The 26045-nt window shown below is 70.8% G+C and carries 26 protein-coding genes and 1 pseudogene; 6 read left to right on the top strand and 21 right to left on the bottom strand.

Translation table 11 applies throughout. The features are described from left to right. Positions 1 to 76: 76 nt before the first annotated feature. Both IE252_RS37665 and gap read left to right on the top strand, forming a co-directional pair. The gene (locus tag IE252_RS37665) at positions 77 to 1033 is read left to right on the top strand and encodes a GlxA family transcriptional regulator (protein ID WP_190093997.1); all 957 of its coding nucleotides are present in this window, start codon (positions 77 to 79) and stop codon (positions 1031 to 1033) included. Positions 1034 to 1163: 130 nt separating this feature from the next. After that, positions 1164 to 2162 (top strand): type I glyceraldehyde-3-phosphate dehydrogenase, encoded by a 999-nt coding sequence (gene gap, locus IE252_RS37660; protein ID WP_190093996.1) that lies wholly within the window; start codon positions 1164 to 1166, stop codon positions 2160 to 2162. 46 nt (positions 2163 to 2208) lie between these two features. On the opposite strand, the gene IE252_RS37655 is transcribed toward gap, so the two are convergent. The 9 genes from IE252_RS37655 to IE252_RS37615 form a co-directional block, all read right to left on the bottom strand. Next, positions 2209 to 3231 (bottom strand): S1 family peptidase, encoded by a 1023-nt coding sequence (locus IE252_RS37655; protein ID WP_190093995.1) that lies wholly within the window; start codon positions 3229 to 3231, stop codon positions 2209 to 2211. A 120-nt stretch (positions 3232 to 3351) separates the two neighbouring features. Then, complete coding sequence (locus tag IE252_RS37650; protein ID WP_190093994.1) at positions 3352 to 4533, bottom strand: amidase domain-containing protein; 1182 nt, start codon at positions 4531 to 4533, stop codon at positions 3352 to 3354. Between the two features lie 77 nt (positions 4534 to 4610). Continuing rightward, a complete protein-coding gene (locus IE252_RS37645) occupies positions 4611 to 5903 on the bottom strand; it encodes a polysaccharide deacetylase family protein (protein WP_190093993.1) in 1293 nt (430 codons plus the stop codon). A gap of 75 nt (positions 5904 to 5978) precedes the next feature. Next, positions 5979 to 8006: a transglycosylase domain-containing protein gene (locus tag IE252_RS37640; protein ID WP_229849054.1), complete on the bottom strand. Its 2028-nt coding sequence runs from the start codon at positions 8004 to 8006 to the stop codon at positions 5979 to 5981. 253 nt (positions 8007 to 8259) lie between these two features. After that, positions 8260 to 8391 (bottom strand): hypothetical protein, encoded by a 132-nt coding sequence (locus IE252_RS37635; protein WP_308434599.1) that lies wholly within the window; start codon positions 8389 to 8391, stop codon positions 8260 to 8262. Next, complete coding sequence (locus IE252_RS37630; RefSeq protein ID WP_190093991.1) at positions 8358 to 8939, bottom strand: HD domain-containing protein; 582 nt, start codon at positions 8937 to 8939, stop codon at positions 8358 to 8360. The genes IE252_RS37635 and IE252_RS37630 overlap by 34 nt, the downstream gene beginning before the upstream one ends. Before the next feature lie 71 nt (positions 8940 to 9010). Then, complete coding sequence (locus IE252_RS37625; RefSeq protein WP_190093990.1) at positions 9011 to 10330, bottom strand: UDP-glucose dehydrogenase family protein; 1320 nt, start codon at positions 10328 to 10330, stop codon at positions 9011 to 9013. A 54-nt stretch (positions 10331 to 10384) separates the two neighbouring features. Beyond that, complete coding sequence (locus IE252_RS37620) at positions 10385 to 10828, bottom strand: NUDIX domain-containing protein (protein ID WP_190093989.1); 444 nt, start codon at positions 10826 to 10828, stop codon at positions 10385 to 10387. Positions 10829 to 10856: 28 nt separating this feature from the next. After that, positions 10857 to 12623 carry an asparagine synthetase B family protein gene (locus IE252_RS37615; RefSeq protein ID WP_506417304.1) on the bottom strand — a complete coding sequence of 589 codons (1767 nt, stop codon included), beginning with the start codon at positions 12621 to 12623 and terminating at the stop codon, positions 10857 to 10859. A gap of 339 nt (positions 12624 to 12962) precedes the next feature. Here IE252_RS37615 and IE252_RS37610 point away from each other — a divergent pair, with 339 nt between their 5' ends. Further along, a complete protein-coding gene (locus tag IE252_RS37610; RefSeq protein ID WP_190093987.1) occupies positions 12963 to 14360 on the top strand; it encodes an NsdA family TPR-like regulatory protein in 1398 nt (465 codons plus the stop codon). 125 nt (positions 14361 to 14485) lie between these two features. Here IE252_RS37610 and IE252_RS37605 read toward each other — a convergent pair whose 3' ends face one another. The 3 genes from IE252_RS37605 to IE252_RS37595 form a co-directional block, all read right to left on the bottom strand. Next, complete coding sequence (locus IE252_RS37605; protein ID WP_190093986.1) at positions 14486 to 15022, bottom strand: DinB family protein; 537 nt, start codon at positions 15020 to 15022, stop codon at positions 14486 to 14488. Between the two features lie 99 nt (positions 15023 to 15121). Continuing rightward, positions 15122 to 15478, bottom strand: a complete 357-nt coding sequence (locus IE252_RS37600; protein WP_190093985.1) for a DUF4440 domain-containing protein — start codon at positions 15476 to 15478, stop codon at positions 15122 to 15124. A 154-nt stretch (positions 15479 to 15632) separates the two neighbouring features. Then, positions 15633 to 16367 carry an SDR family oxidoreductase gene (locus tag IE252_RS37595; protein ID WP_190094028.1) on the bottom strand — a complete coding sequence of 245 codons (735 nt, stop codon included), beginning with the start codon at positions 16365 to 16367 and terminating at the stop codon, positions 15633 to 15635. Positions 16368 to 16539: 172 nt separating this feature from the next. Between IE252_RS37595 and IE252_RS37590 the strand changes: the two genes are divergently transcribed. Then, positions 16540 to 17148, top strand: a complete 609-nt coding sequence (locus IE252_RS37590; protein WP_190093984.1) for a TetR/AcrR family transcriptional regulator — start codon at positions 16540 to 16542, stop codon at positions 17146 to 17148. Here IE252_RS37590 and IE252_RS37585 read toward each other — a convergent pair. The 8 genes from IE252_RS37585 to IE252_RS37550 all read right to left on the bottom strand — a co-directional run bounded on the left by IE252_RS37585 (position 17140) and on the right by IE252_RS37550 (position 23465). Continuing rightward, the gene (locus tag IE252_RS37585; RefSeq protein ID WP_190093983.1) at positions 17140 to 17490 is read right to left on the bottom strand and encodes a helix-turn-helix domain-containing protein; all 351 of its coding nucleotides are present in this window, start codon (positions 17488 to 17490) and stop codon (positions 17140 to 17142) included. The genes IE252_RS37590 and IE252_RS37585 overlap by 9 nt on opposite strands. A gap of 131 nt (positions 17491 to 17621) precedes the next feature. After that, complete coding sequence (locus tag IE252_RS37580; protein ID WP_190093982.1) at positions 17622 to 17930, bottom strand: SCO5918 family protein; 309 nt, start codon at positions 17928 to 17930, stop codon at positions 17622 to 17624. Positions 17931 to 17979: 49 nt separating this feature from the next. Beyond that, positions 17980 to 19467: a DEAD/DEAH box helicase gene (locus IE252_RS37575; protein ID WP_190093981.1), complete on the bottom strand. Its 1488-nt coding sequence runs from the start codon at positions 19465 to 19467 to the stop codon at positions 17980 to 17982. Between the two features lie 234 nt (positions 19468 to 19701). After that, positions 19702 to 19905, bottom strand: coding sequence for a cold-shock protein (locus IE252_RS37570; protein ID WP_190093980.1), 204 nt, complete (start codon positions 19903 to 19905; stop codon positions 19702 to 19704). Positions 19906 to 20268: 363 nt separating this feature from the next. Next, on the bottom strand, positions 20269 to 20679 hold the full coding sequence (locus tag IE252_RS37565) for a VOC family protein (RefSeq protein ID WP_190093979.1): 411 nt from the start codon (positions 20677 to 20679) through the stop codon (positions 20269 to 20271). A 70-nt stretch (positions 20680 to 20749) separates the two neighbouring features. Continuing rightward, the gene (locus IE252_RS37560) at positions 20750 to 21142 is read right to left on the bottom strand and encodes a helix-turn-helix domain-containing protein (RefSeq protein ID WP_190093978.1); all 393 of its coding nucleotides are present in this window, start codon (positions 21140 to 21142) and stop codon (positions 20750 to 20752) included. A gap of 37 nt (positions 21143 to 21179) precedes the next feature. Beyond that, positions 21180 to 22298 carry a DUF5937 family protein gene (locus tag IE252_RS37555; RefSeq protein ID WP_190093977.1) on the bottom strand — a complete coding sequence of 373 codons (1119 nt, stop codon included), beginning with the start codon at positions 22296 to 22298 and terminating at the stop codon, positions 21180 to 21182. 54 nt (positions 22299 to 22352) lie between these two features. Next, the gene (locus IE252_RS37550; RefSeq protein WP_190093976.1) at positions 22353 to 23465 is read right to left on the bottom strand and encodes a hypothetical protein; all 1113 of its coding nucleotides are present in this window, start codon (positions 23463 to 23465) and stop codon (positions 22353 to 22355) included. Positions 23466 to 23588: 123 nt separating this feature from the next. Here IE252_RS37550 and IE252_RS37545 point away from each other — a divergent pair, with 123 nt between their 5' ends. Then, a complete protein-coding gene (locus IE252_RS37545; protein ID WP_190093975.1) occupies positions 23589 to 24401 on the top strand; it encodes an alpha/beta fold hydrolase in 813 nt (270 codons plus the stop codon). Positions 24402 to 24446: 45 nt separating this feature from the next. Here the strand turns inward: IE252_RS37545 and IE252_RS37540 are convergent, their stop codons facing one another. Further along, complete coding sequence (locus IE252_RS37540) at positions 24447 to 24986, bottom strand: RICIN domain-containing protein (protein ID WP_190093974.1); 540 nt, start codon at positions 24984 to 24986, stop codon at positions 24447 to 24449. Positions 24987 to 25136: 150 nt separating this feature from the next. Between IE252_RS37540 and IE252_RS37535 the strand changes: the two are divergent. Continuing rightward, positions 25137 to 25939, top strand: a pseudogene (locus tag IE252_RS37535) (winged helix-turn-helix domain-containing protein); the annotation flags it as partial. Between the last annotated feature and the right edge of the window lie 106 nt (positions 25940 to 26045).

Genomic DNA, 26045 nt, shown 5'->3' with positions numbered 1-26045 from the left:
ACCACCGACCCACGCAGACGGCGGCTTCACGTTCTCGTGAAGCCGCCGTCTTCTGCTCTCCTCGTACGCTTGGCCCGTGCCTCCCTCCCCCCGCCGACGCGTCGCCGTACTCGTACTCGAAGGCGCGAAGCCGCTCGACGTCGGGATTCCCGCGCAGGTGTTCACGACCCGCGCGAGCATGCCGTACGAGGTGCGGGTGTGCGGGGCGGAACCCGGTCTTGTGGCCGGGGGTGACGGACTGTCGTACGCCGTCGCCCACGGGCTCGACGCGCTGGCGTGGGCGGACATCGTCTTCGTCCCGGGGTACCGCTTCCCGGGGCGCGAGGATCCGCCGCGGGCCGTTCTCGACGCGCTGGTCGCCGCCCACGAGCGGGGCGCGCGGCTCGCCGCCATCTCCACCGGGGCGTTCGCGCTCGCCGCGACGGGCCTGCTCGACGGCCGGCGCGCCACCACGCACTGGCACTACGCGCGGGCACTCGCCGCCAAGCACCCCCTCGTACAGGTCGACGAGAACGTCCTGTTCGTCGACGAGGGCAGCGTGCTGACGTCGGCGGGCGCGGCCTCCGGCATCGACCTGTGCCTGCACATCCTGCGCGGCGACCTCGGCGTGTCCGCGTCCAACCACGCGGCCCGGCGCCTGGTCGCGGCGCCCTACCGCAGCGGCGGACAGGCGCAGTACGTGCCGCGCAGCGTGCCCGAGCCGCTCGGCGAACGGTTCGCCGCCACCCGCGAGTGGGCGCTGCACCGCCTGGACGAGCCGCTGACCCTGGAGGCACTGGCGCGGCACGCGGCGACCTCGGCGCGTACGTTCTCGCGGCGGTTCGTCGAGGACACCGGGTACACGCCGATGCAGTGGGTGATGCGGGCCCGGATCGACCTGGCCCGTGAGCTGCTGGAACGCTCCGAGCGGAGTGTGGAGCAGATCGCGACGGACGTGGGGCTGGGGACGGGGGCGAATCTGCGGCTGCACTTCCAGCGGGTGCTGGGGACGACGCCGACCGAGTACCGCCGTACGTTCACGCAGGGCGAGTAGGGCGAGTAGGCGAGGACCGTACGGCTATGGCGAGATCCTTTCGAACCATGGCGCTCACGCCGCTGCCGTGGCGCGGCGCCCCGCGCGAGTCTGGAGGGGAACCTCAGGTCAGGGACGAAGGGACACGACCATGACGCGTATCGCCATCAACGGATTCGGCCGCATCGGACGCAACGTGCTGCGCGCGCTGCTGGAACGCGACAGCGAGCTGGAGGTCGTCGCCGTCAACGACCTCACCGAGCCCGCCGCCCTCGCGCGGCTGCTCGCCTTCGACTCGACGTCGGGCCGGCTCGGCCGCCCGGTGACCGTGGACGGGGACACGCTCGTCGTCGACGGCCGCCGCATCAAGGTGCTCGCCGAGCGCGAGCCGGCCGACCTGCCGTGGGCCGAGCTGGGCGTCGACCTCGTCCTGGAGGCGACGGGCCGCTTCACCTCCGCCAAGGCCGCCCGGGCGCACCTCGACGCGGGCGCGAAGAAGGTCCTGGTCAGCGCGCCGTCGGACGGCGCCGACGTCACCCTCGCGTTCGGCGTCAACAACGACGCGTACGACCCCGAGGCGCACACCATCGTCTCCAACGCCTCCTGCACGACGAACGCGCTCGCCCCGCTGGCGTCCGTACTGGACGAACTCGCCGGGATCGAGCACGGGTTCATGACGACCGTGCACGCCTACACCCAGGAGCAGAACCTCCAGGACGGCCCGCACCGCGACCCCCGCCGCGCCCGCGCCGCCGGGGTCAACATCGTGCCGACCACGACGGGCGCCGCCAAGGCGATCGGCCACGTCCTGCCCAACCTCGACGGCAAGCTGTCCGGCGACTCGATCCGCGTCCCCGTCCCGGTGGGCTCGATCGTCGAGCTCAACACGACGGTCGCGCGCGACGTGACGCGCGAGGACGTACTGGCGGCCTACCGCGCGGCGGCACAGGGCCCGCTGGCGGGCGTCCTCGAGTACTCGGAGGACGCCCTGGTGTCGTCCGACATCACGGGCAACCCGGCGTCGTCCATCTTCGACTCGGAGCTGACGCGGGTGGACGGCCGCCATGTGAAGGTCGTTGCGTGGTACGACAACGAGTGGGGGTTCTCGAACCGGGTGATCGACACGTTGGAGTTGCTGGCCGGACGCTGAGCCGACGGCGGGCGGGAGGGGCACCCGCCGACGGGGGACCCGCCCGCTAGTGGATCTCGATCCAGGGCGGCAGCGCGGCGCTGTCGGGATCCCCGGCCGCGCCACCCTCGCCGCTCTGCCTGCCGTTTTCGCCGCCCCCGGGGCTTCGCTGGTCTTCCGGCGCGGCCCCGGGGGCGCTCGGCGCACCGGCGGGCTGCTCCTCTCCCGACTCCCCCGGCCCGCCAACGGGCTGCTCCCCCGATCCACCAACGGGCCGCCCTCCCGGCTCCTCCCGATCGGCGCTCACCGCCGCGTCGATCCACTGTCGGAACGAACTCACATCCGTGTACGCGAAGTTGGACGTACCGCAGTCACCGGCCCGCATCCTGCGGCTGGCGACTCCGGCAAGCGCCCACCCGTCATTCGCCTTCACCAGCGCTGGGCCTCCGGAGTCGCCCTTGCAGACGGTGTCCTTCGACGTGGCGGTCACACACACTTCGCGCGCGGCCGCGTAGTTGCCGCCACCACAGGCCTCATCCGCGGCCACGACGGTGTCCAACCGCTTCAGCACCTCGGACGGCGTCTTCTCACACCCGCGCTCCTTGCCGCAGGTCCTGCCCCAGCCGAGGAGACGGACCGCCGCCCCGGCACCGGGGCGCGTCGAGCCGAGCACGGCGGGGGCCTGCGCAACGTCCTCGGACAGTTTCAGCAGGGCGATGTCCTTGCCGCTCCAGTCCGGCGACTCGGTATGGCGGACGATCCGTGCGACGCCCACCTCCTGGCCACCGCTGTTCCACCGGTCGGACCCGAACCTGACCTTCAGGAACTGCGCGTCGTTCGGGGTGGGACCGGCGAAGGTGCAGTGGTTGGCGGTGACCGCCCAGCCCGGCCGGACCAGAACGACACCGCACAACTGCTTCGGCTCGTTGCCGCCAACGTCCTGGAGCGCGCCCATGAACGAGTAGCTCTCTTCCGCGTCCGCTCCCCCGACAATGGCCTGAGCCCTCTCCCCCGTGGCCACGAAGACACCGGCCGATGCCAGCGCCAGCGCGGCCACCAGCCGGACAACCGGCTTGCCTCCCGACCTCATACGCTCTCCTCTCCTCTCCTCTCGTCATGGACAGGACGAGCTGACCACAGCCGGAAGTCGCCGCACCTCGCCCGGCCCGACGACTTCCGCCCGGACGAAAGTCCGGTGGCAGCGGGCCGGTCAGGTGCGGTAGGCGTAGTACGCGTCGTTGGGTCCCGACGCGATGATGCTCGCCACCGAGCGGTGATGGGTGTTGTAGGAGTGGTACGTCAGGTACGGCATGCCCTGCGGGCTGCGGTAGGTGACGATCATCGTGTGGTCCTTGGAACCGTCCTTGTCGAAGTCGATCTGGAGCACATCGCCGACGTCCATCTGGTAGACGTTGGCGAGGCTGGTGACGCGCTGGGAATTCTGCGCGAACCAGGACCACTCGTTGACGCCGACGAACGACTCCGACTGGATGTCGGCGGTGCCGAACCACTTGGTGTAATCGTCCACACGGCCGGGCGCATGCTTCCAGCCGCCCGCCTTCAGGGACTGGCTGACGAAGTTGGTGCAGTCGCCGCCCGCGCCGTGCCCGTCGAAGTTCGGGTACGCCGGGTTGTAGGTGCGCCAGTACGTGTCCGCGTACGTGGCCATCGCCTTGTAGTCGTAGCCCCGGGCGGTGAAGTTCTTCGGGTTGGGCGGCGCGTTGCGGGTGGTGGCCGCGCGCGGGGCGGACGGCATGGTGTCGTCGGTGGTCGTGGCGGCCTTGGTGGTGGCCGTCGGCGTGGTCGGCTGGTTGACCGCCGGATAGCCGTCGTCGGTGTCGTGGATGTCCGTCAGCCGCCAGTCGCCGCGCCCGTCGGCCTGGAACGTCAGCTCGTGGTGCGCCTGGAACCCGGTCGTCTTCGGCTCGTCGCCGTGGACCTTCTCGTACGTCAGCTCAGTGGTCTCGGTGACCGCGACGACGGCCTGGTGGCCGCTGACGCGGGTGGCGCCCAGGGCGACGGAGGTGCCGGCCGTGCTGTACTTCTCGCCGAGCCGGGCGAGCCGGTCTCTGCGGTCGCCGAGCTGGTGCAGGGCGCTCTCCTCGGTGCGGGCGAGTGCGGAGGAGAGCGCGACCTTACCGGTGAAGCCGCCGGTCAGGGGCTTCTTCGCGGTGCCCGTCTGGTCGACGAGGGCGTGCGTGCGGTCGGTGAAGACCGCGTCGGCCAGGCGCTGGAACGTGGCCCGCGTCGTGGCGTCCACCTGGGGCCCGGCCGTGGTGGCCGCGGTCGCTTCCCAGCTGGGCAGCAGCACCGCGCCCGCGACGACCGAGGCGGCGGCCGCCGTACGTATCGCGGCTCGACGATGCGTACGGCTCGACTTCGTTGACTTCACTGGATTCTTCCCATCTCTTCTTTCCCCGGCGGTGGGTGCCGGGGCAGGTACAGGGGTTCTTCGCGGGCGGGCGGCGGTCACCGCACCGTCGTCGACCAGTCCGGGGATTGCGCCGGGTCCAAGGCGCGCAGCCGCTCCAACGTGGCGGGTTTCTGGACGTCCAACCACGCGGCGAGCTCCTTGAAGGACACACACCTGACATCCTTCTTGGTGCACGCGTTCTTGATGACCTCGTCGACGGCCTTCATGTAGATGCCGCCGTTCCACTCCTCGAAGTGGTTGCCGATGAACAGCGGGGCGCGGCTGCCGTAGTAGACGCGGTTGAACCCGGCCATGTAGGCGTCGACGCTCGCCCGCTGCCACCTGGGGTACTTCGCCGGGTCGCCCTTGGTCGATTCAGGCGACTGGCTGTAGAGGAAGTTGAAGTCCATGGACAGGCCCTGGTAGTCGCCGCCCTCGTACGGGAGCATCTGGAGCGGGAAGTCCCAAATGCCGTTCTTCTTCGTCGGCCAGATCTGGAAGTCCCCGGGGGAGCTGGCGTCGTAACGCCAGCCGTAGTTCTTGGCCGCCTTCAGCAGGTTGGCCTGTCCTTCCAGGCAGGGGGCGCGGCCGCCGGTGATCTCCTTGGTGAGGTCGAAGGGCAGCGGGGCGAGGTCGGTGTGGCCCGTGTTGGTCTTCCAGTGCCCCACGAAGTCGTAGAACTGGTTGATCTCGCTCTTCCACTCCTCGACGCTCCAGTCGCCCCCGCCCTTCGCACCGCAGAAGTGGCCGTTGAAGTGGGTGCCGATCTCGTGGCCGTCCTTCCAGGCGCCGGTGAGCTGCTCCACGGTGTCGCGGATGTGCGCGTCGGTGGGGAAGTCGATCGCCGCGCTGCCCCGGGGGTGTTGCGGCGGGGCGTAGAGGTCCCTCTTGGCCTTGGGCAGCAGGTAGATGCCCGTGAGGAAGAAGGTCATGTGGGCGTGGTACGCCTTGGCGGTCTTCCGGTAGTGGGAGAACAGCTTGTCGTCGCCCTGGAGGGCGCCGTCCCAGGAGAAGACCACGAACTGGGGCGGTTTCTCGCCGGGCTTCAGCGGCTCCGGCTTCAACTGGTCCTTCTGCGGGCCGGTGTAGGAGGTCGAGCCGTCGCCAAGCACCTGGGTCCTGCCGTCCCGCTCCGGCTTCTCGGTCGCGCGCGGGGCCGGCTGATGTCGTAAGCCCGCCCCGCCCCTCGCCGAGGTGGTCGAGGCCGTGGTGCCCGTACCGGAGAGCATCAGGTAGCCGGAGGCGAGGGAGCTGACGGCGAAGAACGCCGTCAGGGTGACGAACAGCGGAGGAGCGGCGGGACTGCGGGGTCTACGGGCCTCGGGGCGGCGGCCCGACGACTGCTTCATCTGTGGCTCAATCCTTTGGGAGCACGGGAAGGGGAGTTGTCAGTGAGGGCCGGTGCGGTGCGGTCTCGCCCGTGTTCAGCCGAGGGGACGGCTCATCGCACGTGACCAGATGCCGTACGGGACGCTGTCGGCGGCCGTGCCGTCCAGGCCGCCCAGCGGCAGGGGCGCGAGGCTCTTGCTCAGGTCGATGCGGTAGGCGACGACGGCGGTGGACACGTTCTTGGCGGTGCCGACGTACCAGGCGGCGGTGTCGTCCCCGGTCGTGCCCGCCTTCCCGGCGGGCGCGGGCTCGGCGTCCGGGTGGGCGGTGCGGAAGGCGTCGGTGAGGGCGGAGGTGACCTCGCGGGCGGTGGCGGCGGCCATCGCGCGGCGGGTGGGCGGCGGGTCGAGGGTGACCGGGTGGCCGTTGCGGGTGATCTGCCGTACCGAGTAGGGCTCGGTGTGCACGCCGTCGGCGGCGAAGGTGGCGTAGCCGTCGGCCATGCGGATGGCGCTGGGCGTGGAGCTGCCGGTGGCCAGGGCGGGCACCTGGGCGCCGATGCTGGACGGCAGCAGCCCGGCGGCCTCGGCGGTGGCGCGCACCTGCTCCAGGCCGGTGTCCATACCGAGCTGCATGAACGGCGCGTTGACGGACAGGGCGAGCGCCCGGTGCAGGGAGATCGGCCCGTAGGACCGGCCACGGTCGTTGTGGGCGGCGACCTTCAGCCCGTTGCGGTCCCAGTAGGGGCCCTCGGGCGTGCGGACGGGCACGCCGTCGTCGCCGTTGTAGAGGCTCTGCCCGGTCACCGGAACGGGGGCGCCCTCGCGGGTCGTGCGTATGCCGTGCTCCAGTGCGGCGGCGTAGACGAACGGAAGGAACGCCGAACCGGCGGGCACGGTGGCCGCGTTGGACTCGTTGTAGCCCTGCGTACGGTGGTCGGGGCCGCCGTAGACGGCAAGGATGCGGCCGTCGGTGGCGAGGGAGGCGGCGCCGTAGCGGGCGGTCCCGGCGGCTTTCGGATGGTCCTGCCGGGCCTGCTGCTGGGCCTTGGTGACGGCTTCGGTGAGCAGGGCCTCACGGTCCTTCTCGAAGGTCGTGTAGATCTGGTAGCCACCGAGGTCGAAGTCCTTGTCGGAGAGGTGCGCGGCCTTCTTGGCGTACTGGGCGGCGAGTTCCACCAGGTACTCGCTCTGCCCGCCGGTGGCGGACAGCGGGCTGTGCCGGTGCGGCTCGGGGAACGTCTTGTACGTGGCGCGCTCGCGCGGCGACAGCTTGCCGACGGCCACCATCCGGTCGAGGATCCACGACCAGCGCTCCACGGCCCGCTCGTGGTTGGCCCCACCGAGCGCGGGGTCGAACAGGCCGGCGCCCTTGAGCAGGGAAGCGAGGAAAGCGGCCTCGCTGACGTCGAGGCGGCTGACGTCCTTGCCGTAGTAGGCCTGGGCGGCCCGCTGGATGCCGTACGTACCGCGGCCGAACCAGCTGGTGTTGAGGTAGCCCTCCAGGATCTGGTCCTTGCTCATCCTGCTGCCGAGCTTGAGGGCGATCATCGCCTCGGTGAACTTGCGGCGGACCGTCCGGTCCTGGGCGAGGTAGACGTTCTTGACGTACTGCTGGGTGATGGTCGAGCCGCCCTGGGCCTCGCGCCCGCCGAGGGTGGAGACCAGGGCGCGGGTGACGCCTGTGACGGAGATGCCGGGGTCGCTGTAGAAGCCCTCGTTCTCGGCGGCGAGCACCGCCCAGCGGACGTGCTCGGGTATCTCCTCCAGCGGCATCGCCTGCCGCTGCACCCAGCCGGTACGGGCCATCGGGGTGCCATCGGCCCAGAAGTACACGGTGTCCTGCTGGGTGGCGTACGTGTTGAGGTCGTCGGGGATGTCGGTGGCGGCGTAGGCGACGCCCAGCAGGAGGGTGCTCAGGCCGAGGCCGGCGAAGAGGCCGCCGAAGCTCTGCCGCCAGGAGGGGATCCAGCGGCGCCACCCGGTGCGGCCGGGCCGGGGGTAGCGGGGGCGCAGTCGGCGGGTGAGACGGGCGGCGCGTGTGCCGCCCCCGGGTAAGCGCGGCTCGGACGCACCCGGTGACTCCGCCCTCACCTGCGCGGCGACACCCGCCTCCAGAGACACCTCGCCGCCACCCTGATCCCGTCCCCCCTGCCCGACCTGGGTCACACCCGCGTCTCCCTCCGCACTCCGAACTGCCCGCGCAGGCAGACCGTACAGACGCACGAGGGTGTGATGGTGGATCTTGTAACAGCAGGAGCAAACCCCGAACACTGCGGCGGCACGGGGCGTCGCGGAGCGCTCGAATCACTCAACCGTTGACAAGGTCTTCGGGGTTTCCATGGAGGCGAACGGGGGGGCGCTCACGCCCGGGAACTCACGCGTTCGCCAGCGCCACCAGCTCGAACGCCGTCTTGCCGTCCAGGGACTCCCAGCCGATGTCCGCGTGCCCGGCGTGCCGGCCGATCTCCTCGATCAGGTGGAACGGGGCAAGTAGGTCTGCTGCCACTCCAGTGAGGGCATGGTGAGCGCGGCTTCGGCGAGGGCTTTGGCGGAGGGTGTCTTGAGGCAGGCGAGGCTGGTGTCGATCCAGTTCTGTACGTTGGCGTAGCCCTGCTCGCGGTATTCGACGGCCTGGACGAGGCACTCCAGCTTGTCGGCGTCGTGGGCGACGATCACTTCAGGGCTGTCGCCGTTCTCGTACTCCTCTACGATCCGCTGTACGCCGGCCGTGACGGCGGGGTGGGCGGCGGACACCTGGTCGGCAGTGACCTCCTCGTTGGAGGCAGCCTTCAGGTAGCGGCGGCCGATGCGCGGGATGTCGCTGACACGGGTCTCCTGAGTGTCGTGGAAGACCGCGAGCAGCGCGGCCTTCGCCGGGTCCGCGCCCTCCATCATGGCCAGGACGCTCGCGATGATCGCCGTGCGAAAACTGTGCTCGGCGACGGTCTCGGGGTCCTTGACGCCGACGATCCACCAGCCGGACCGCTTGGCCCTCTTGAGCATCCCCATCTCGAACAGGAACCCTGCGGTGCCGCGGCTCTGGTCGTCTGCCATGTGTGGCCCTCCGTTGCTCATGTGCGGTCGCCTGGCTGGTGCTGCACGGCGTCGAGTGGGGAGTACGTGGCTCAGGGGCGGCCCAGAGCCCGGACGGTCCAGCCTGCCTCGCGCCAGGTGTCCGCGTCGAGCGTGCCGCGGCCGTCGATGACCTTCGCGCTCGTGGCGCGGGCGGCGAGGCGGTGCGGGTCGACGTGGGAGTACTGCGGCCACTCCGTCAGGTGCAGCAGCAGGTCGGCGTCCTGGACGGCGGCGATCGGGTCCTCGGTGTAGTCGAGTTCGGGGTGCAGCTTGCGGGCGTTGTCGAGGGCCTTGGGGTCGGTGACGGTGACCGTGGCGCCGAGCTCGTGGAGGGTCTGGGCGACGGCCAGGGCCGGGGAATCGCGGATGTCGTCGGTCCCGGGCTTGAAGGCGGCTCCCCAGACGGTGATCCGCTTGCCTGCCAGGTCGCCGTCGAGCTGTTCGCGGGCGAGACCGACCAGGGCCTCGCGGCGGCGGGTGTTGACGGCGGCGGCTTCGCGGAGCATGCCGGCGGCGGCCCCGGTGCCGAGTTCCTCGGCGCGGGCGATGAAGCCGTGGAGGTCCTTGGGCAGGCAGCCGCCGCCGAAGCCGAGGCCGGGCCGCATTCCGCATCGGCCGATGCGGGCGTCGTGGCCGAGGATCTCGGCGAGCTGGTGGACGTCGGCGCCTGCGGTTTCGCAGATCTCGGCCATCGCGTTGATGAAGGAGATCTTGGTGGCGAGGAAGGAGTTGGCGGCGCCCTTGGCGAGCTCGGCGGTGGCCCAGTCGGTGACGATCGTCGGCGTCCCGGCATCGATGATCTTCGCGAAGCACTGCCGCAGCAGGGACTCGGCCCACGAGTGCGGGCTGTGGAAGCCGAGGACGAGGCGGTCGGGGCGGAGGGTGTCCTCTACGGCGAACGACTCGCGCAGGAACTCCGGGTTCCAGGCGACCTCGACCCGGTCAGCGGCCGGGGCGAACGCGGTGAGAAGGTCGGCCACTTCGGGGGCGGTGCCGACCGGGACGGTGGATTTGACCGCGACCACCGCCGGGTCCGTCAGGCGCGCGGCGAGTTGGCGGACCGCGTTGAAAAGATGGGAGAGGTCGTAGGCGTGTTCGCCGGGGGTCTGCGGGGTGCCGACACCGATGAAGTGGAGGTCCGCGAAGGCGGCGGCCTCCGCGTAGGAGGCGGTGAACTTCAGGCGCCCGGTGGCGGTGTGCTTGACCAGGAGCGGGTCCAGGTCGCGCTCGAAGAACGGGGCCTTGCCGGAGTTGAGCATGGCGACCTTGTCGCTGTCGTTGTCCATGCCAAGGACATCGTGTCCGAGTTCGGCCATGCAGGCCGCGTGGGTGGCGCCGAGGTAGCCGCAGCCGATCACGGTCAGCTTCATGCGAGGGGTCCTTCCAGGTGGGGCCGCCGCCCGGCGGCCCCGTGGAGGGCTCGGTCAGGCGGGTCGGGCGGCCAGATAGCGGTGGATCCCGTCCCGGATGAACGGCGGGATCGTGAGGATGTCGAGGTGCTCGGGGGCGAAGAACTGGAGCTTGACGCCCTCGGCCAGCGGCAGCGCGGTCTCGTCGCCGTCCCAGTCGCCGGCGAAGAACGTGATCAGCTGGCCGGAGCCGTACTCGTCACGGATCTCAGAAAGCTCCGTCAGCTGCCGGACCGTGAGCCCGGCTTCCTCGTCGAGTTCGCGGACGATCGTCTGGGCGGGACTCTCACCGGGATCAGTGCCCCCGCCCAGCAGGCTCCAGTGGTTCGGCCAGGCGATGACGCCGGGGAGGTCGTCACGCAGGTGCAGGAGGAGGTCCCCGCGCCGGTTGGTGATGACCGCGACGGCTCCGTGGGCGGTGACCGGCTCCTCGGCGGGACGGGTGGGGTCAGGGTGCATCCCACCACCGTAGTAAGCCAGTTGATCGTCATGCGGCAGCCCTCACCGGCTGGTTGTGAAACCAGATGGCGGCCAGCAGGGCCTGCATGCGGGTGCGGTCGAAGTGCCCGCCCTTCTGGAGCCCGGCCATCAGCAGCGGCCGCAGCTCGGTCGGGGCGTCGGCGAGGGCAGCGTGGAGGTGTGCGTCCGCCCAGGCCGCCAGGGGCCCGTTGAGCCAGGCGGGGACGGGGGAGGCGAAGCCGAGCTTGTCGCGACTGTCCCAGACCTCCCGCGGCATCCCGAGGGCCCTGGCAGCGTCGCGCAGGATCCGCTTCCCGGCCGCCGGGGCGGCGATCTTGTAGCCGACCGGGAGCCTCCAGGACAGCTCCACCACTTTCCGGGCCAGATAAGGGGATCGGCGTTCGAGGGCGTAGGCAGCGGCGAGCTTGTCGCTCGTCATGACCAGGGGCCGCCAGGCAGTGGCGAGGTCGGCGAGAGTGAGCGCGCGGGCCAGGTCCCCGCCCGCCCGGCCCATCGCCTCGGCGACCAGAGCTCGGATGCGGTGGCCGGGGTCGGGGCCACGCAGGACGAGCCGGGTGACCGCCTCGACGGGGTCGAGGGCCTGGCCGGCGGTGTGCATGAGCTTGGCGGCCAGCGGCCGGTAGGACTCCATCCCGGCCTTCAGCACGGCCTCGGGGCCGAAGAGGACCAGGGCGTGGCGGACGTAACCCATCAGGAACTCGTCCGGCCCCAGCCCGCCGAGCACCACCTTCAGCCCCAGGTCCGCGATCTTGCGGTGGGCCATGTACTCGGAGAAGACGGACGCATTGCCCATCGGGTAGTCCAGCGAGGCCACCAGGTGCGGCAGCACGGTGGCGAAGTCCGCGGTGCCCGGCTCCACCACGATCAGCTCGGCGCCGACGTCGGCCGCGATCCTCGCGGCCGACGCGGACTCGTCGAGGCGGTCCTGGCCGGAGTAGCGGACCGTGACGCAGACCGGCGGGCGGGTCAGATAGGCCAGCAGAGCGGAGTCGAGACCGCCGGACAGCAACAGGGCAAAGTCCCCCGCCGGGGCTCGCAGCGGGATCTGCTCGGCCAGGACGACCGAGAAGTCCGCGAGCGCGACCTGGTAGTCCCCCTCGAACGGCTGCCGCTCTTCGAGACGCCACCAGGTGTGCTGATCCAGCGAGGTGGTGGTGACGTCGAAGGTCAGCACGGTGGCGGGAGCCAGCAGCTGGATGCCCTGGAAGGGAGTGTCGACGCCGACCGGCGTCTCGATCGCCGACATCTCCGGGCGGAGCACGAGCGGGGCGGGGCCGTAGCCGGTGAGGGCGGTGACCTCGGAGGCGAACGCGAGCCGACCGCCGTCCAAGCGCCAGTACAGCGGCTTCTCGCCGAGCCGGTCGCGGGCCAGGAACAGCTTGCCGACGCGGGGGTCGTAGACGGCGAGGGCGAACATGCCGTCCAGCCCGTCCAGACAGGACGGCCCGAACTTCACCCAGGCCCGAAGGACCAGGTGGGCGTCGGTCTCGCCGGGGCCTACCGGAATTCCCCAGGCCCCAGCCTGCTGGCGCCAGTTGTAGACCTCACCGTTGAAGGCCAGCACCACCCCGCTCGCGCGGTCGAGGTACGGGCCGGGTTGGGCGAGCGGATCGACGATCAGCAGAGTGTTCATGGACAGCACCGCCCGCCCGTCCGGGCTCGCGACGTGCATCGTGCCGTCCGGGCCCCGGTAGTGCTGCGACACTCCCATGGCTTGGACCGTGGTCTGGTGCCATCGCGCGTCCATTCCGGCCAGTCCTGCGATTCCGCACATCTGGTTCACCCCCGAGCGTGACGTCGTGGTGGTGCCTTGTCAGCGGCCACCACCGGAAGGAGCCTCACCAGTTCCGGCGGTGGCCTGGGCCCTCATCACACCGGCCGGGGACAAGGCCGGGGAGGGCTCACAAGGGGGCTCACAACTCGCAATCACGGTTCACCACGGGCCCGCAGGCAATAGCCTCGATGCCCCAGCACGCGGAACGCGTACGACTCTTCGTGACCAGCGAGACGTACACGTACCGACGAACGCACTCAGCTACGTACGACTCGGTCGTGCGCCGACACATACGACTCCGCGTGCGCAACGCTCCATCAACCGGTCAAGGGGGACGTCGTGGCATCGACTGTCCGCCGGACCCGTCCGCCCAACGCGGACCTGGCCCGGCTCATCGAAGCCTGCGGTGCGAGCCACAAGTCCCTGGCCCACCGCGTCAACCAGCTCGCCCACCAGGCCGGAATAGCAACCGAGTACTCACACACGTCCGTGGCGAACTGGTGCCGACGCGGTATGACCCCGAAGCCGCCGGTGCCCCGGCTGCTGGCGCAGGCGATCTCCGAACGGCTGGGGCGGCCCGTCGATCTCGGTGAGATCGGTATGGGCGAGGCGGAGACAATCGACGCGTCGGTGGGGTTGGATTTCCCGCGAGATCCCGCCGACGCCGTCCGCGTCGCCACGATGTTCTGGAGCTCCGTGAACCGCCGCGACTTCCTCAACCAGGCCGGCTCCGGCTTTGCCGTGTCCGCGTTCGCCGTCCCCGTCACCCGCTGGCTGGTCAGCCCCGCCGACGAGAGGGCCGACCACCGGGGCGGCGGACAGGTCGGCCGCGCCGACCTGGACGAAATGCGCGAGGCCGCCGACCACGCCCGCCACTGGGACTCGAAATACGGCGGCGGGAACTGGAAGGCGAACTCCGTCACCGACTGCCTCGAACACCGCGCCGCCCCACTCCTGGGCGGGACCTTCTCCGACGAGGTCGGCCGCGAACTGTTCTCCGTGACCGCCGAGTTGTCCCGCCTCGCAGGATGGACCGCTTTCGACGTCGGTCAGCACGACGCCGCCCAACGGCACTTCATCCAGGCCCTCCGCCTGGCCCGCGCGGGCGGGGACGTGCAGCTCGGCTGCTATGTGCTGACCACGATGGCCATGCAGTCCCTGATGCGCGGGTTCGCCTCCGAGGCCGCCGACATGGCCCAGGGCGCCTTCGAACGGTCCAAGGGCCAGGCCGCCCCGCGAGTGCTGGCGTTCACCAAGCTCATCGAGGCCCGCGCGCACGCCCGCGAGAACAACGCCAGGGCCGCCTCCCGGGCTCTCGCGGCCTCCGAGGACCTGCTGGGCCGGGCCAAGGCGAACAGCGGCGACGAGCCGGGCTGGATCGACTTCTATCACCACGCCCGCCTCTCGGCGGATGCCGCCGAAGTGTTCCGTGACTTGAAGAACCCCAAGGCCGCCCTGGCGTGGAACAGGCAGGCAGCCGCGATGCCGACCGGGGTGTTCACCCGCTCCGTCGGCATGCGCCTCGCCATCGTCGGAACCGCCCACCTCCAGGCCCGCGACCTCGACCACGGCCTCGAACTCGGCCACCGCTCCATCGACATCCTCGCCCGCGTCCAGTCCACCCGGGCCCTGGACTACGTCCGCGAGTTCAACGCAGCCCTGGCCCCCTGGCGCCGCGAGCCGACCGTCCGCGAGTTCATCCACCGCACCCGTAACGAACTCGGAATCTCAGCCTGACAGAGAAAGAGGGCTGGCGGGCCGCACGAAGCAATCGCAGCCTCCGATCGCTTTCACCTTCCGGCCCGTTGCAACGGGCCGGAAGCGACAGCATGCTCGGCCGGAAGCGCCCCCCTACCCCCGCCTCACGCGTTAGCCAACGCCACCAGCTCGAACGCCGTCTTCCCGTCCAGGGACTCCCGGACGATGTCCGCGTGCCCAGCATGCCGGCCGATCTCCTCGATCAGGTGCAGCAGCATCCAGCGCATCGAAACCCGCCCGTCCTTCGGGAACCACGGCGCCTCCGGCAGCGGGAAGGTGTCGTCCAGTGACGGCACGGCGTGGATGAACTCCTCGGTCTGCTTGGCGATCGTGTCCCAGAACGCCAGCATCTGCGGCACCGTCTCGTCGCCCACCAGCACGAAGCTCTCGTGCCACGTCGACTCCTCGCGCTGCTTCTCGTTCGGCCGCTCCTGAGCCATGCGCAGCCAGCTCAGCTCGCACTCCGCGACGTGCTTGAGCAGCCCGGACAGCGAGAGTTCGCTGGCGCTGGGGCGGCTGGCGGCCTGCTCCTCGGTGAGGCCGAGGAGCGTACGCCGCAGCCCGCCGCGCTGGGCCTCGATGAACGCCAGGAGCGCGCCGCGCTCGTCGCCACGGGCCTCTGCCGGAACGTGAGTGACCATGATGTCCGCCCTCTTGATACGGGAGTTACGAGCGGGAGGCTGTTCGCCCCCCTTCCTTCTGACCTCCACGCTACGCAGTATCTAGGTCAGATCCCGTCCTCAATCGAGTACCAAAGTGAACTCTCGCAGCAGTGTCGTCCACTTGCCCTCCTCCCGGCGCCATGCGAACGTGCAGAGCACCGGAACACCCCCCTGGACGCGGCGCACGATCACCGCCCCTTGGCCGCCGTCGTCCTCGCTCGTCGCCAGGACACTGATGTCCCCCACCTGCCCCTGGGCGCGCGGCGCACGCACGCGGGCCATGAACTCGGCCCTCGACACGGTCACCACCCGGCCCGCCCTGTCGCACCGGATGCTCTCGAAGCCCGGGGCGCAGACGGCGTCCAGCGCCGCCACGTCCCTCGCCGGCCCGGCGCTCAGGTAATCCAGCGTGCGGTCCACGAGCGACTGATCCATGAGTTCTCTGTCCCCGGTCGGTATGCGGTGTGCGGTGCGTGGTCTGCGGTGTCATGGTTATGACGACCTGAACAGACTCTCCGACCAGGGCATTTGGGCGGCAGAGACCGCTGTCCCTAGAACCGCAGGACATTTGTCCGGGGCAGCTCGCTACTCACGCCTGCGCCGTGGGGCGCACCACGATGTCCCCCACGTCGACCCCCGACGGCTGCTCCACCGCGTACGCGATCGCCCGCGCGACCGCCTCCGGCGGCATCGCGATGTCGCCCATGCTGTCGAGGATCCGCGCCTTCATCTCCGGCGCCATGGGGTCCGTGAACTCCGTACGCGTCACCCCCGGGGACACCACCGTCACCCGCAGATCGGCACCGGCTTCCTGGCGCAGACCCTCGGAGAGAGTCCGTACGGCGTTCTTCGTGGCCGCGTACACCCCTTGCAGCGGTACGACGCGAAGTCCCGCCGTGGAGACGGTGTTGACGAAGTGTCCGAAGCCCTGCTGGCGGAAGACGGGCAGGGCCGCGGCGATCCCGTACAGGACGCCCTTGAAGTTGACGTCGATCATCTCCTCCCAGTCCTCGACGCGCAGGTCGTCGATCGGGGAGATCAGGCCGACCCCGGCGTTGCTGACGAGGACGTCGAGACGGCCGTAACGGGTGCGGGCCAGATCGACCAGGGCGGCCAGGTCCGAGCGGCGCTTCACGTCCGTACGGGCCCAGACGGCCTGGCCGCCCGCCTTCTCGATACGGGCGGCCAGCGCCTCCAGGCGCTCCGGGCGGCGGGCGCCGAGCACGACCTTCGCGCCCCGCTCGGCCAGCAGCAGGGCGGTGGCCTCACCGATCCCGCTGCTGGCGCCGGTGATCGCGACGACTTTGCCCGCGATGCCCTCAATGTGGGACATGGTCGATCCTTTCGGGGAGCACAGAGGACGGCAGCGCGTGATCTACCGTAGAAACGGAGGCGCCGCCGGTTAGCCCAGCGAGCACCACCGTAAGTGGAGACGCCTCCACTTAGCAACGGAAGCAGACAGAAACAGACACAAACACCAGGAGAACGAGCCGCCGATGCCTCCCCTGACACCGGAACGGGACACCCAAAGCCCCCAACGCCCCCTGCGCGCCGACGCGCAGCGCAACCGGGACAAGATCCTCGCCGCCGCCGTGCGCGTGTTCACCGAGGAGGGGCTCGACGCCCACTTCGAGCGCATCGCGAAAGAGGCGGGCGTGGGGACCGGCACGCTGTACCGCAACTTCCCGACCCGGGAAGCCCTGATCGAGGCGGCGTACCGCAACGAGGTGGCCCGGCTGTGCGACGCCGTGCCCGAACTGCTCGCGGCCGAGAAGCCGCGCGAGGCCCTGCGTACGTGGATGGGCCGCTTCGTCGACTACGCCACCGCCAAACGCGGCATGGCCGACGCCCTGCGCGCGGTCGTCGCCTCGGGCGGCGATCCTTACGGCCGCAGCCGCGACCTGATCCAGGACGCCCTCACCACGCTCATGGAGGCGGGCACCGCGACCGGGGTCTTCCGCTCCGACATCCGCCCCAGCGACATGTTCGCGGCCCTCGCCGGGATCGCCCTCACCTCGGCGGCCCCGGACCAACGCGCCCAGGCCGAACGCCTGCTGGACCTCACCCTGGACGGGCTGACCCGCGTTCCACCCGCGTCAGGGTGAGTCGGCCTGCCCGTCGTCGCCCTTCTCCCCCGCCGCCTTCCGATACTCCGCGTTGATGCGCTGCGCCTCCTCCAGCTGGTCCTCCAGGATGACGATGCGGCAGGCGGCCTCGACGGGGGTGCCCTGGTCGACGAGTTCGCGGGCGCGGGCGGCGATGCGGAGCTGGTAGCGGGAGTAGCGGCGGTGGCCGCCCTCCGAGCGCAGGGGGGTGATCAGGCGTGCCTCGCCCAGGGCCCGCAGGAAGGCGGGGGTGGTGCCGAGCATCTCGGCGGCCCGGCCCATCGTGTAGGCGGGGTAGTCGTCATCGTCCAGACGATCGCTGAGCGGGTTCTCTGCTGTCACTGTCACCTCGGGGTACGGCGCGGAGCGGGCCCGGTGAATTCAACAGCATCCACCGGGTCCGCCGTCACACCGGGACACGGGTGAGGGCCCTGCCGACGCGCGTCGGCAGGGCCCTCGTCCAAACTCCGCGGCTACGCGGGCGTCGGCGCCCCCAGCAGCTCCGACGCCGCCTGAAGCGGGGTCAGGGCGCGGGCGGGCATCGCCTCGGGGGCGATGCGGCACGCGAAGCCGAGGGCGGTCATCGCGCGGATGACCTCCCGGGCGCTGAAGTCACGGCGGTCCTGGCGCGTGATGACCTCGCCGACCTGCATGACGGGGTAGCGGCGGCGGCCGATGAGCACGGACTCGCCTTCGACCGGCTGGGGCTTGACGCCCTTCATCGTGTCCTCGACCCCGCTCTTGGAGAGGTCGAACGGGAAACGGGCGATGACGCAACGCATGGTGCCTCCAAGGAGGAGAGGAAGGGGGAGAACGGGCTCGTGTCCCCGGTTATGCCGCCGCCTCCGCGCCCGGCCTGCGCTGTCCCGTACCGCGTACGGATCGCGACTGGCCCGCACCGCTCGCGCGCCGCTCCTGGCCCGTACGGCTGCGGCGCCCGCGCGACGTGGTGGCGGTGCGGGGGCGTTCCGCCACCGGGGTGGTGATGGTGACCGGGATGCCCGAGGGGGCCTGTGCGCCGGTGATACGGGTCAACTCGGCGCCACCCGCCCGCACTTGGGTGGTCTGCGGGACGATTCCCGCCGTGGCCATCAGGCGGCTCATGTCCCGGCGCTGGTTGGGCGTCACCAGGGTGACGACGCTGCCGGAGGCGCCCGCGCGGGCGGTGCGGCCGCCGCGGTGGAGGTAGTCCTTGTGGTCGGCGGGCGGGTCGACGTTGACGACCAGGTCGAGGTCGTCGACGTGGATGCCGCGCGCCGCGACGTTGGTGGCCACCAGGACCGTCACATGGCCCGTCTTGAAGCGGGACAGGGTGCGGGTGCGCTGGGGCTGGGACTTGCCGCCGTGCAGCGCGGCCGCCCGTACACCGCTGCTGAGCAGGTGCTCGGTCAGCCGGTCGACGGCGTGCTTGGTGTCCAGGAACATCAGCACCCGGCCGTCGCGGGCGGCGATCTCGGTGGTCGCTTGGTGCTTGTCGGCGCCGTGGACGTGGAGGATGTGGTGCTCCATCGTGGTGACCGCGCCCGCCGACGGGTCGACGGAGTGGACGACCGGGTCGGTGAGGTAGCGGCGCACCAGCAGGTCGACGTTGCGGTCCAGGGTGGCCGAGAACAGCATCCGCTGGCCCTCGGGGCGCACCTGGTCCAGGAGCGCGGTGACCTGCGGCATGAAGCCCATGTCGGCCATCTGGTCGGCCTCGTCGAGGACGGTGATGGCGACCTGGTCGAGCCGGCAGTCGCCGCGCTCGATGAGGTCCTTGAGGCGGCCGGGCGTCGCCACGACGACCTCGGCTCCGGAGCGCAGGGCGCCCGCCTGCTTGCCGATCGACATCCCGCCGACGACGGTGGTCAGGCGCAGCCTGAGCGAGCGGGCGTACGGGGTGAGCGCGTCGGTGACCTGCTGCGCGAGCTCGCGCGTCGGTACGAGGACGAGGGCCAGCGGCTGGCGGGGCTCGGCGCGCTGTCCTGCCGTACGGGCCAGGAGCGCGAGGCCGAAGGCGAGGGTCTTGCCGGAGCCGGTGCGGCCCCGGCCGAGCACGTCGCGGCCGGCGAGCGAGTTCGGCAGGGTGGCCGACTGGATCGGGAACGGCACGGTGACGCCCTGCGTGCCCAGCGCCGCCAGGAGCGGGCGCGGCAGCGGCAGGTCGGCGAAGGCCTCGACGGCCGGGAGTGCGGGGGTGAGCGTCTGCGGCGGCGCGAATTCGCCCTGGGGGGCGGAGGGGCGGCGACCGTAGGAGCGGGGTCCGGAACGGGATCCGGATCCCGATGAACGGGCGCCGGTGCGTGAATGCGACTGCGTACCCGTACGTGTGCGGTTCAAGAGGAACCTTCCTTGATGCTGCTTGCGGCGGCACGTATCAAGGAATTCCCGGGGAAAACGGGTGGCACGGGGAATCGCAAGAACGAGCCAATCTGGTGCGTGGGATGCGAGGTAATACGGTCCGGGGTCCGACCCCGGAAAAACGAGCTGGGGCCCGCACCCCAAGGTGCGGGCCCCAGCTGCGACGCGGGCGTCCGCGCTAGGCGGGACGCGGCTGCGTCAAGATCAGGCGGGTCAGGCCGGAACGATGTTCTCGGCCGTCGGGCCCTTCTGGCCCTGCGCGATGTCGAAGGTCACCTTCTGACCTTCCTGGAGCTCGCGGAAGCCCTGGGCGGCGATGTTCGAGTAGTGGGCGAACACGTCAGGACCGCCGCCCTCCTGCTCGATGAAGCCGAAGCCCTTTTCCGCGTTGAACCACTTCACGGTACCAGCAGCCATGTCAATCTCCTTCGGGGCATTTCCCGGAACCCGCACCGTGCGGACTCCGCGTCACTGCGATGATTACCCCGCCCGGAGAAAAGACCGGGACATACAAAAGCGCTCCCACCGAACCCTTGGTACGGGTGACGGCGAGGGCACTTGAAGTTTTTTGGGAACCACAACTGCAACTGAGATCGACAGTAGCACGGATTGACGGCCCCCGCCCGGCGAATATGTCGAATTTTTCGCCGTTCGGCCGATGCACAAGAATTTCTCGGCGCGCCTGGTACCAAATTCTCCCACGGCGGGAACAGATTTTGATTCCCTGGGAGGGCAGCCTTTTCCGCCCTCCCAGGGCGCCCCCGGCCTCCTGGGGCCTCCTCAGCCCTTCGGCTGGGTGAAGCGGAGCCGGTTGCCGAACGGATCGCGCAGGCCGCAGTCGATGCCGTACGGGCGTTCCGTGGGCTCCTCGGTGAACTCGACGCCCTTCGCGAGCAGCGTCTCGTACGTCTTGCGGCAGTCCTCCGTGGTGAAGATGAGCCAGCCGCCGGTGGCGCCCTTGGTCACCAGCTCGCGGACCTGCGCTGCGGTCTCCTCCGACATCGCGGGGGCGCCGGGCCGCTCCAGCAGGATCTGGCGCTCGGGATGGCCGGGGACGCTGACCGTGAGCCAGCGCATGAAGCCCAGGTCCACGTCGTCGGCGACTTCCAGGCCGAGCTTGCCGACGTAGAAGTCGAGGGCCTCGTCCTGGTCGAGGACGAAAATCTGTGAGTGCGTGATGGCGTTGAACATGTCTCTCACGCTACTGACGGACCGGGCCGAAAACTTATCCAAAACTGCTCGGTTCAGGCGCCGGGTGTATTCAGGCGCTCGGCCTCGTCCACGCCATCGTGAAGCAGGTGGGGACCCGCGTGCCCGCCGCCTCCTTGCGGTACGCCCTCGGGGAGCGGCCGACGATGTCGCTGAACGTACGGCTGAAGGTGCCCGTGCTGCCGAAGCCGACCTCGAAGCAGATGTCGGTGACACTGCGGTCGCTCTCGCGCAGCAGGAACATCGCCCGCTCGACGCGGCGGCGCTGAAGGTAACGGTGCGGGGTCTCGCCGAAGGTGGCCCGGAACGTACGGGTGAAGTGCGCCGGGGAGACGTGCGCGATCGCCGCCAGCGCCGGGACGTCCAGCGGCTGCGCGAAGGCGCGGTCCATCGCGTCGCGTGCGCGCAGCATGCGGCGGTTGGTCTCCTCGGCGGCCCGGCTCACGGCGTCATCACACCACGTCGTACGCGATACGCACCCATCAGCGCAGCACCCCCTCGATGAAGTCGCTGCCCAGGCGGGCGACGACGGTCAGGTCCAGCTGGTGGTACGCGTACCGGCCGCGCCGGCGGGTGGTGATCAGGCCGGCCTTCTTCAGGATCGCGATGTGCCGGGACACCTCGGGCGCGCTGATGTCGTGCGCGGCCGCGAGCTCGGTCGTGGTGTACGCGGAGCGGGCCAGATAGCGGCACATCCGGATCCGCATGGGGTGGGAGAGTGCCTCCATCCGCAGCTCCAGCAGATCCAGCGAGCCGGGGCCGGCCAGCGTGGGTGCGACGGCCGGGTAGTGGATCACCGGGCGCCAGCGGGGTGCGTGCAGCACCCACAGGTGGGGCCAGCCGAAGGTGGAGGGGACGAAGGTGACGCCGGGGCCGACGTCCGGGTCGAGCGCGTGCGTACGGCCGCTGGTGAGCTTGTCGACGCTGATCCGCGACCCGTCGCCCGACAGGGAGAGCGCGGGCGAGACCTCGGCCAGCGCCTCCGCCAGGCCCTTGTGGCGCAGTACCTGCGTCTTGTGCCGGGCGTCGGCGGCGAGCTCGACGCGTACGCGCTGCCACACGTCGTCGAAGAACGTCTCGGCGCAGTCCTCGAAGAGGCGGCGGACCCAGGCGCGCACGGCGGGCGGGTCCGCCAGGAGCCGCACGGCGAACTCCCGCTGGCGCGGGCCCCTGGCCGCGGCGCGCTCCAGCGCGTGGGCGCGGGCCCCGGCGTCGCTGAGCGGGGACGGGCCGCCGCGCCCGTACTGGCTGGTGCAGGAGATCTCCAGGGCGGCGTCGACGAACACGTCGTCGTCGAGCCGGTCCAGCTGGTCCAGGTCCTCGGCGAGGGTGGCGCCGGGGCGCCCGTGGGTGTCGGGCAGCGCGGCGAACGGCAGCGCGATGTCGGAGAACGAGGTGGTCCACAGGAAGTCCGCCTCGCACAGCCGGTCCGCGAGGTCCGGCTTGAGCGCGGCGTTCGTCGCGGTCGTCCACCCGTGCAGCCCGGGGTGGTGCCCCGGCTCGGCCAGCGCGTGCAGCGCGGCGCACAGCTCGGCGAGCGGCGCGGGGCTGAACACGAGGCGCTCGGGCGGGAGTCCGGCGATGTCGATGATCACGCTCATGGGGTCATGGTGCCGGAGTCCACGCAGGTGAGCGACCTAATTTGACGGTTCTCGTCAATCGTTCGCCGCCCCTCGGCCACGTGCGTGGCGTACGAGGGCGGTCGCCGCCCGCCGTGTACCGCCGTGGCCGAAGCGGTCGGTGAGGGACCGGGCGCGGCCCGGGGCGCGGCCGAGGTCGGCGGTCAGCTTGGCGATCCGGGTGGTGAGCGTCTCGCGCAGGGCGGGGGTGGCCGAGGTCCGGCGGACGTTCGCGGCGACGGCGGCCAGGAACTCCCGGGCGGGTGTGGCGGCGTCGACGGCCTGGCCGACGTCGGCCCAGTCAAGATGGGCGTCGCAGTAGCCGTGGGCGGCGAGCCGGGAGGCCTGGGCGGGGTGGCTCTCGTTGACGGACGGCAGCCAGAGGGTGGGCACTCCGGTGGCCGCCGCGTCATAGATGTGGCCGAGGCCCGGGGTCATACAGGCGTACGCGGCGCTGCCCATGAGGTCGAGCACGGCGGCGTGGTCGTACGTCCCCACCGCCGGGTCGGCGAGCCCGGCGGCGACGCGGCGGCTGGCGGTGGCGATCAGCGGCCGCGCGACGGGTTGCGCGGCGCGGACGGCGTCCAGCATCAGCCGCGCGTACGCGACGGCGTCGGCCGTCGTCCAGTACGGGTTGTGCAGCCCCCCGAGGTTGACCAGGACGTGCCGTCCGGGGCGCCAGGTGCGGCGGGGCGGGATGAGCGGCGGCACGACGAGGGCGCGCGAGCGCAGCGCGGGATCGGCCTGGATCCGCTCGCGTACGCCGAAGAAGTCCTGCGCGAGGTAGAGGCCGGTGTCGCGGGCGACGGCCGGGATCTGGGGCCAGAACCAGGTGAGCGCGTCGTACACGGCGATGTCGAGTCCGGCGCGGCGGGCGACGGCGGCGGCGGGGAAGTCCATGGCGGTGACGAAGAGGTCGTACGCGCGGGCTGTTTCTGTCAGCCGCGCCAGCCGTTGGTCTTCCGGCAGGTCCGTCCAGTCGTGGATGGTGCGGTAGGGCGGGGTGTGCTGGAGGTCGAGGGTGTGCGCCTCGCCGACGTAGTCGAGCACGCAGCCGAGCCGCGCCAGCTCCTCGGCGAGGAGGGCGGTGGCGGCGGCCGGTCCGAAGCCGAAGGGCTGGGCGTTGAGCAGCAGGCGGGGGTGGGCCATGTGGGCTGCTCCGGAGGGGAGTTGGGGGCCACGGGGGCGGCTACTCGGTCGTCTGGCGGACGATACCCCCAAATCGCTACGATGAGTCATTTTCTGTTACGCAGAGGCGCGGATGGGAGCACCATGGACCCGCTGGACCGTCCGGTCGACGTCGGGGCACTCGCCGTCCCGGGCGCGACCCTCCACTACGAAGTGCGCGGCACCGGCCCCCCGCTGCTCCTCCTCTGCGGCGGCAACTCCGACGCCGCCGTCTTCGACGGGCTCGCGGCCGTGCTCGCGGCGGACCACCGCGTGGTCACGGTCGACCCGCGCGGCAACTCCCGCAGCAAGCTCGACGGCCCGCCGGTCGACCAGAGCATCGAGGTGCACGCGGACGACGCGTACCGCCTCTTGGAACGGCTGTCGCCGGGCGGCGCCCCGGTGCGGGTGTTCGGCAGCTGCTCGGGCGGCCTGACCGCGCTCGAACTCACCCGCCGCCACCCGGAGCGCATCGCCGCACTGGTGGTGCACGAGCCGCCCGCGTTCGGACTGCTGCCGGACGCGGCGGAGCGGCTGGCGTTCATCGAGAGGGTGTACGAAACGTATCGCCGGGAGGGGGTCGGGGCGGCGATGGCCGCCTTCAGCGCACTCTTCGGCGGCCGCCCGGCGCCGGAGCTGCCCGAGGCACACGACAACACGGCGTTCTTCCTGGCCCACATGCTGCGCCCGTCCACCGGCTTCGTCCCGGACGTGGCCGCGCTGGCCCCGCTGGCGGGGCGCATCGCGGTGGCCGGGGGCCGCGATTCCCGTATGCAGGCGGTGCATCGGCCGGTGGAGGTGCTGGCGGAGCGGCTGGGGCGGCGGTTGTTGGAGTTCCCCGGGGGGCATGTGGGGTATGCGAAGTGGGCTGAGGAGTTTGGGGGGTTGCTGCGGGGGGTGCTGGCGGGGTTGCGGTGAGGGTGAGCGGGCGGGGACCCCGCTCACCCTCACGACTACCAGCTATCAGCCGACGCGCATCCAGTGCTGGTCGCTGTGGCCGTTGCAGTCCCAGATGACGACCGGCGCGCCGTCACCGCTGCCGTTGTACTGGGCGAGGCACTTGTTGCCGTCGTCGTTGGCCCAGGCGGCGTGGCTACGGATCGAGGAGTACCGCGGGTCGCTGGAGACGGTGTCGATGTACCACTGCTGGTCAGGGTTGCCGTTGCAGTCCCAGCCGACGACGGAGGTGCCGTTGCCGGTCGCGCCCTGCCAGGTGCCGAGACACTGGCCGTACCCGTTCTTGATCTCGTAGTAGGCGCCACCGCCGTCACTGCCCTTGCGGTCGGCGACGTGCCACTGCTGGTCGGGGTTGTGGTTGCAGTGCCACAGGATCGCGAGGACCTGGTACTCCTTCGCCATGTCGATGGCCAGGCAGTGGTTGCCGTTCTGGTTCACGAACTCGTTCGTCGACGTGGCCGAGGCCGCCGCCGAGGACGAGAACGTCATGCCGGCGGCCATGGCGAGCGCCGAGGCCGTCATGAGTGCGGTCTTGAGGATTTTCATGGGTCCCCCGATGTCGAATGGGTGGGATGCGCGGCTTGTCGCCGGCCCGTCGGGAATCCTCACAGCTGGTTCCAACAGGGCGCTACTGAGGTTGGCGGCGTGATGTCGTTTGGGGCTGACAGGTGATGGTCGTCGCGGTACATCCGGTATATGAGGTATCCGCAAGGCGGTGGTCTGACGGCCGAGCGGCGGGTGTTTCGCGAGCGCATCCGTATGGAGGCGGCCGGGATGTTCGCCGCGGGGCAGGACAACGCGCAGGTGGCGAAGCGGCTGCGGGTCAGCGTGCGCTCCGTGCAACGCTGGCGCCGCTCGTGGCAGCGGGGCGGAGAGACCGCTCTGCGGACCAGGGGCTCGGCGGCCCGGCCGAAGCTGGGCCAGGCCCTGGTCGTGGCTCTGGAAGAAGAGCTGGCCAAAGGGCCGGTAGCCCATGGCTGGGGCGACCAGACATGGACCCTGGCCAGGATCAAGACGCTGATCGGGCGCCGGTTCCACAAGACGATGACGCTCTCGTCCATCGCGCGGATGCTCCACCGCAACGGCTTCAGCCACCAGGTCCCGGCCCGGCGGGCACTGGAGCGAGACGAGGAGAGGGTCAGTGGCTGGGTGAAGGACACGTGGCCGCAGGTGGAAGCACCGCGGCGGCGCTCGGGGCCTACGTCGTCTTCGAGGACGAAGCCGGCTTCTCGATGACGCCGCCCACCCGTCGCACCTGGGCCAAACGCGGCCGCACCCCGGTGATCCGGGTGCGTGGACGCTCGCAGCGCCGCTTCTCCATCGCCGCCTTGGCCTGCTACAAGCCCGGCGAACGCTCGCGCCTGATCTTCCGGCCCAGACGGCATGCCGACCACAAGAGCAAAGGGCGACGCAGCTTCGCCTGGAGCGACTACCGCGACCTGCTGATCGCCGCGCACAAACAGTTGGACGCACCGCTGGTGCTTGTATGGGACAACCTGAAGTGCGCCACGAGGCGCTACGGAATCGAGTGGAGGTGAAAGGACTCCACCGCCTGGCGGTCGCAGCCGCCTGGTGAAGCTGAGGGCAGTTGCCACGTGGGAACGC

The organism is Streptomyces melanogenes (assembly GCF_014649795.1).
Lineage (GTDB): Bacteria > Actinomycetota > Actinomycetes > Streptomycetales > Streptomycetaceae > Streptomyces > Streptomyces noboritoensis.
This window is presented reverse-complemented; position numbering and strand designations above follow the sequence as displayed.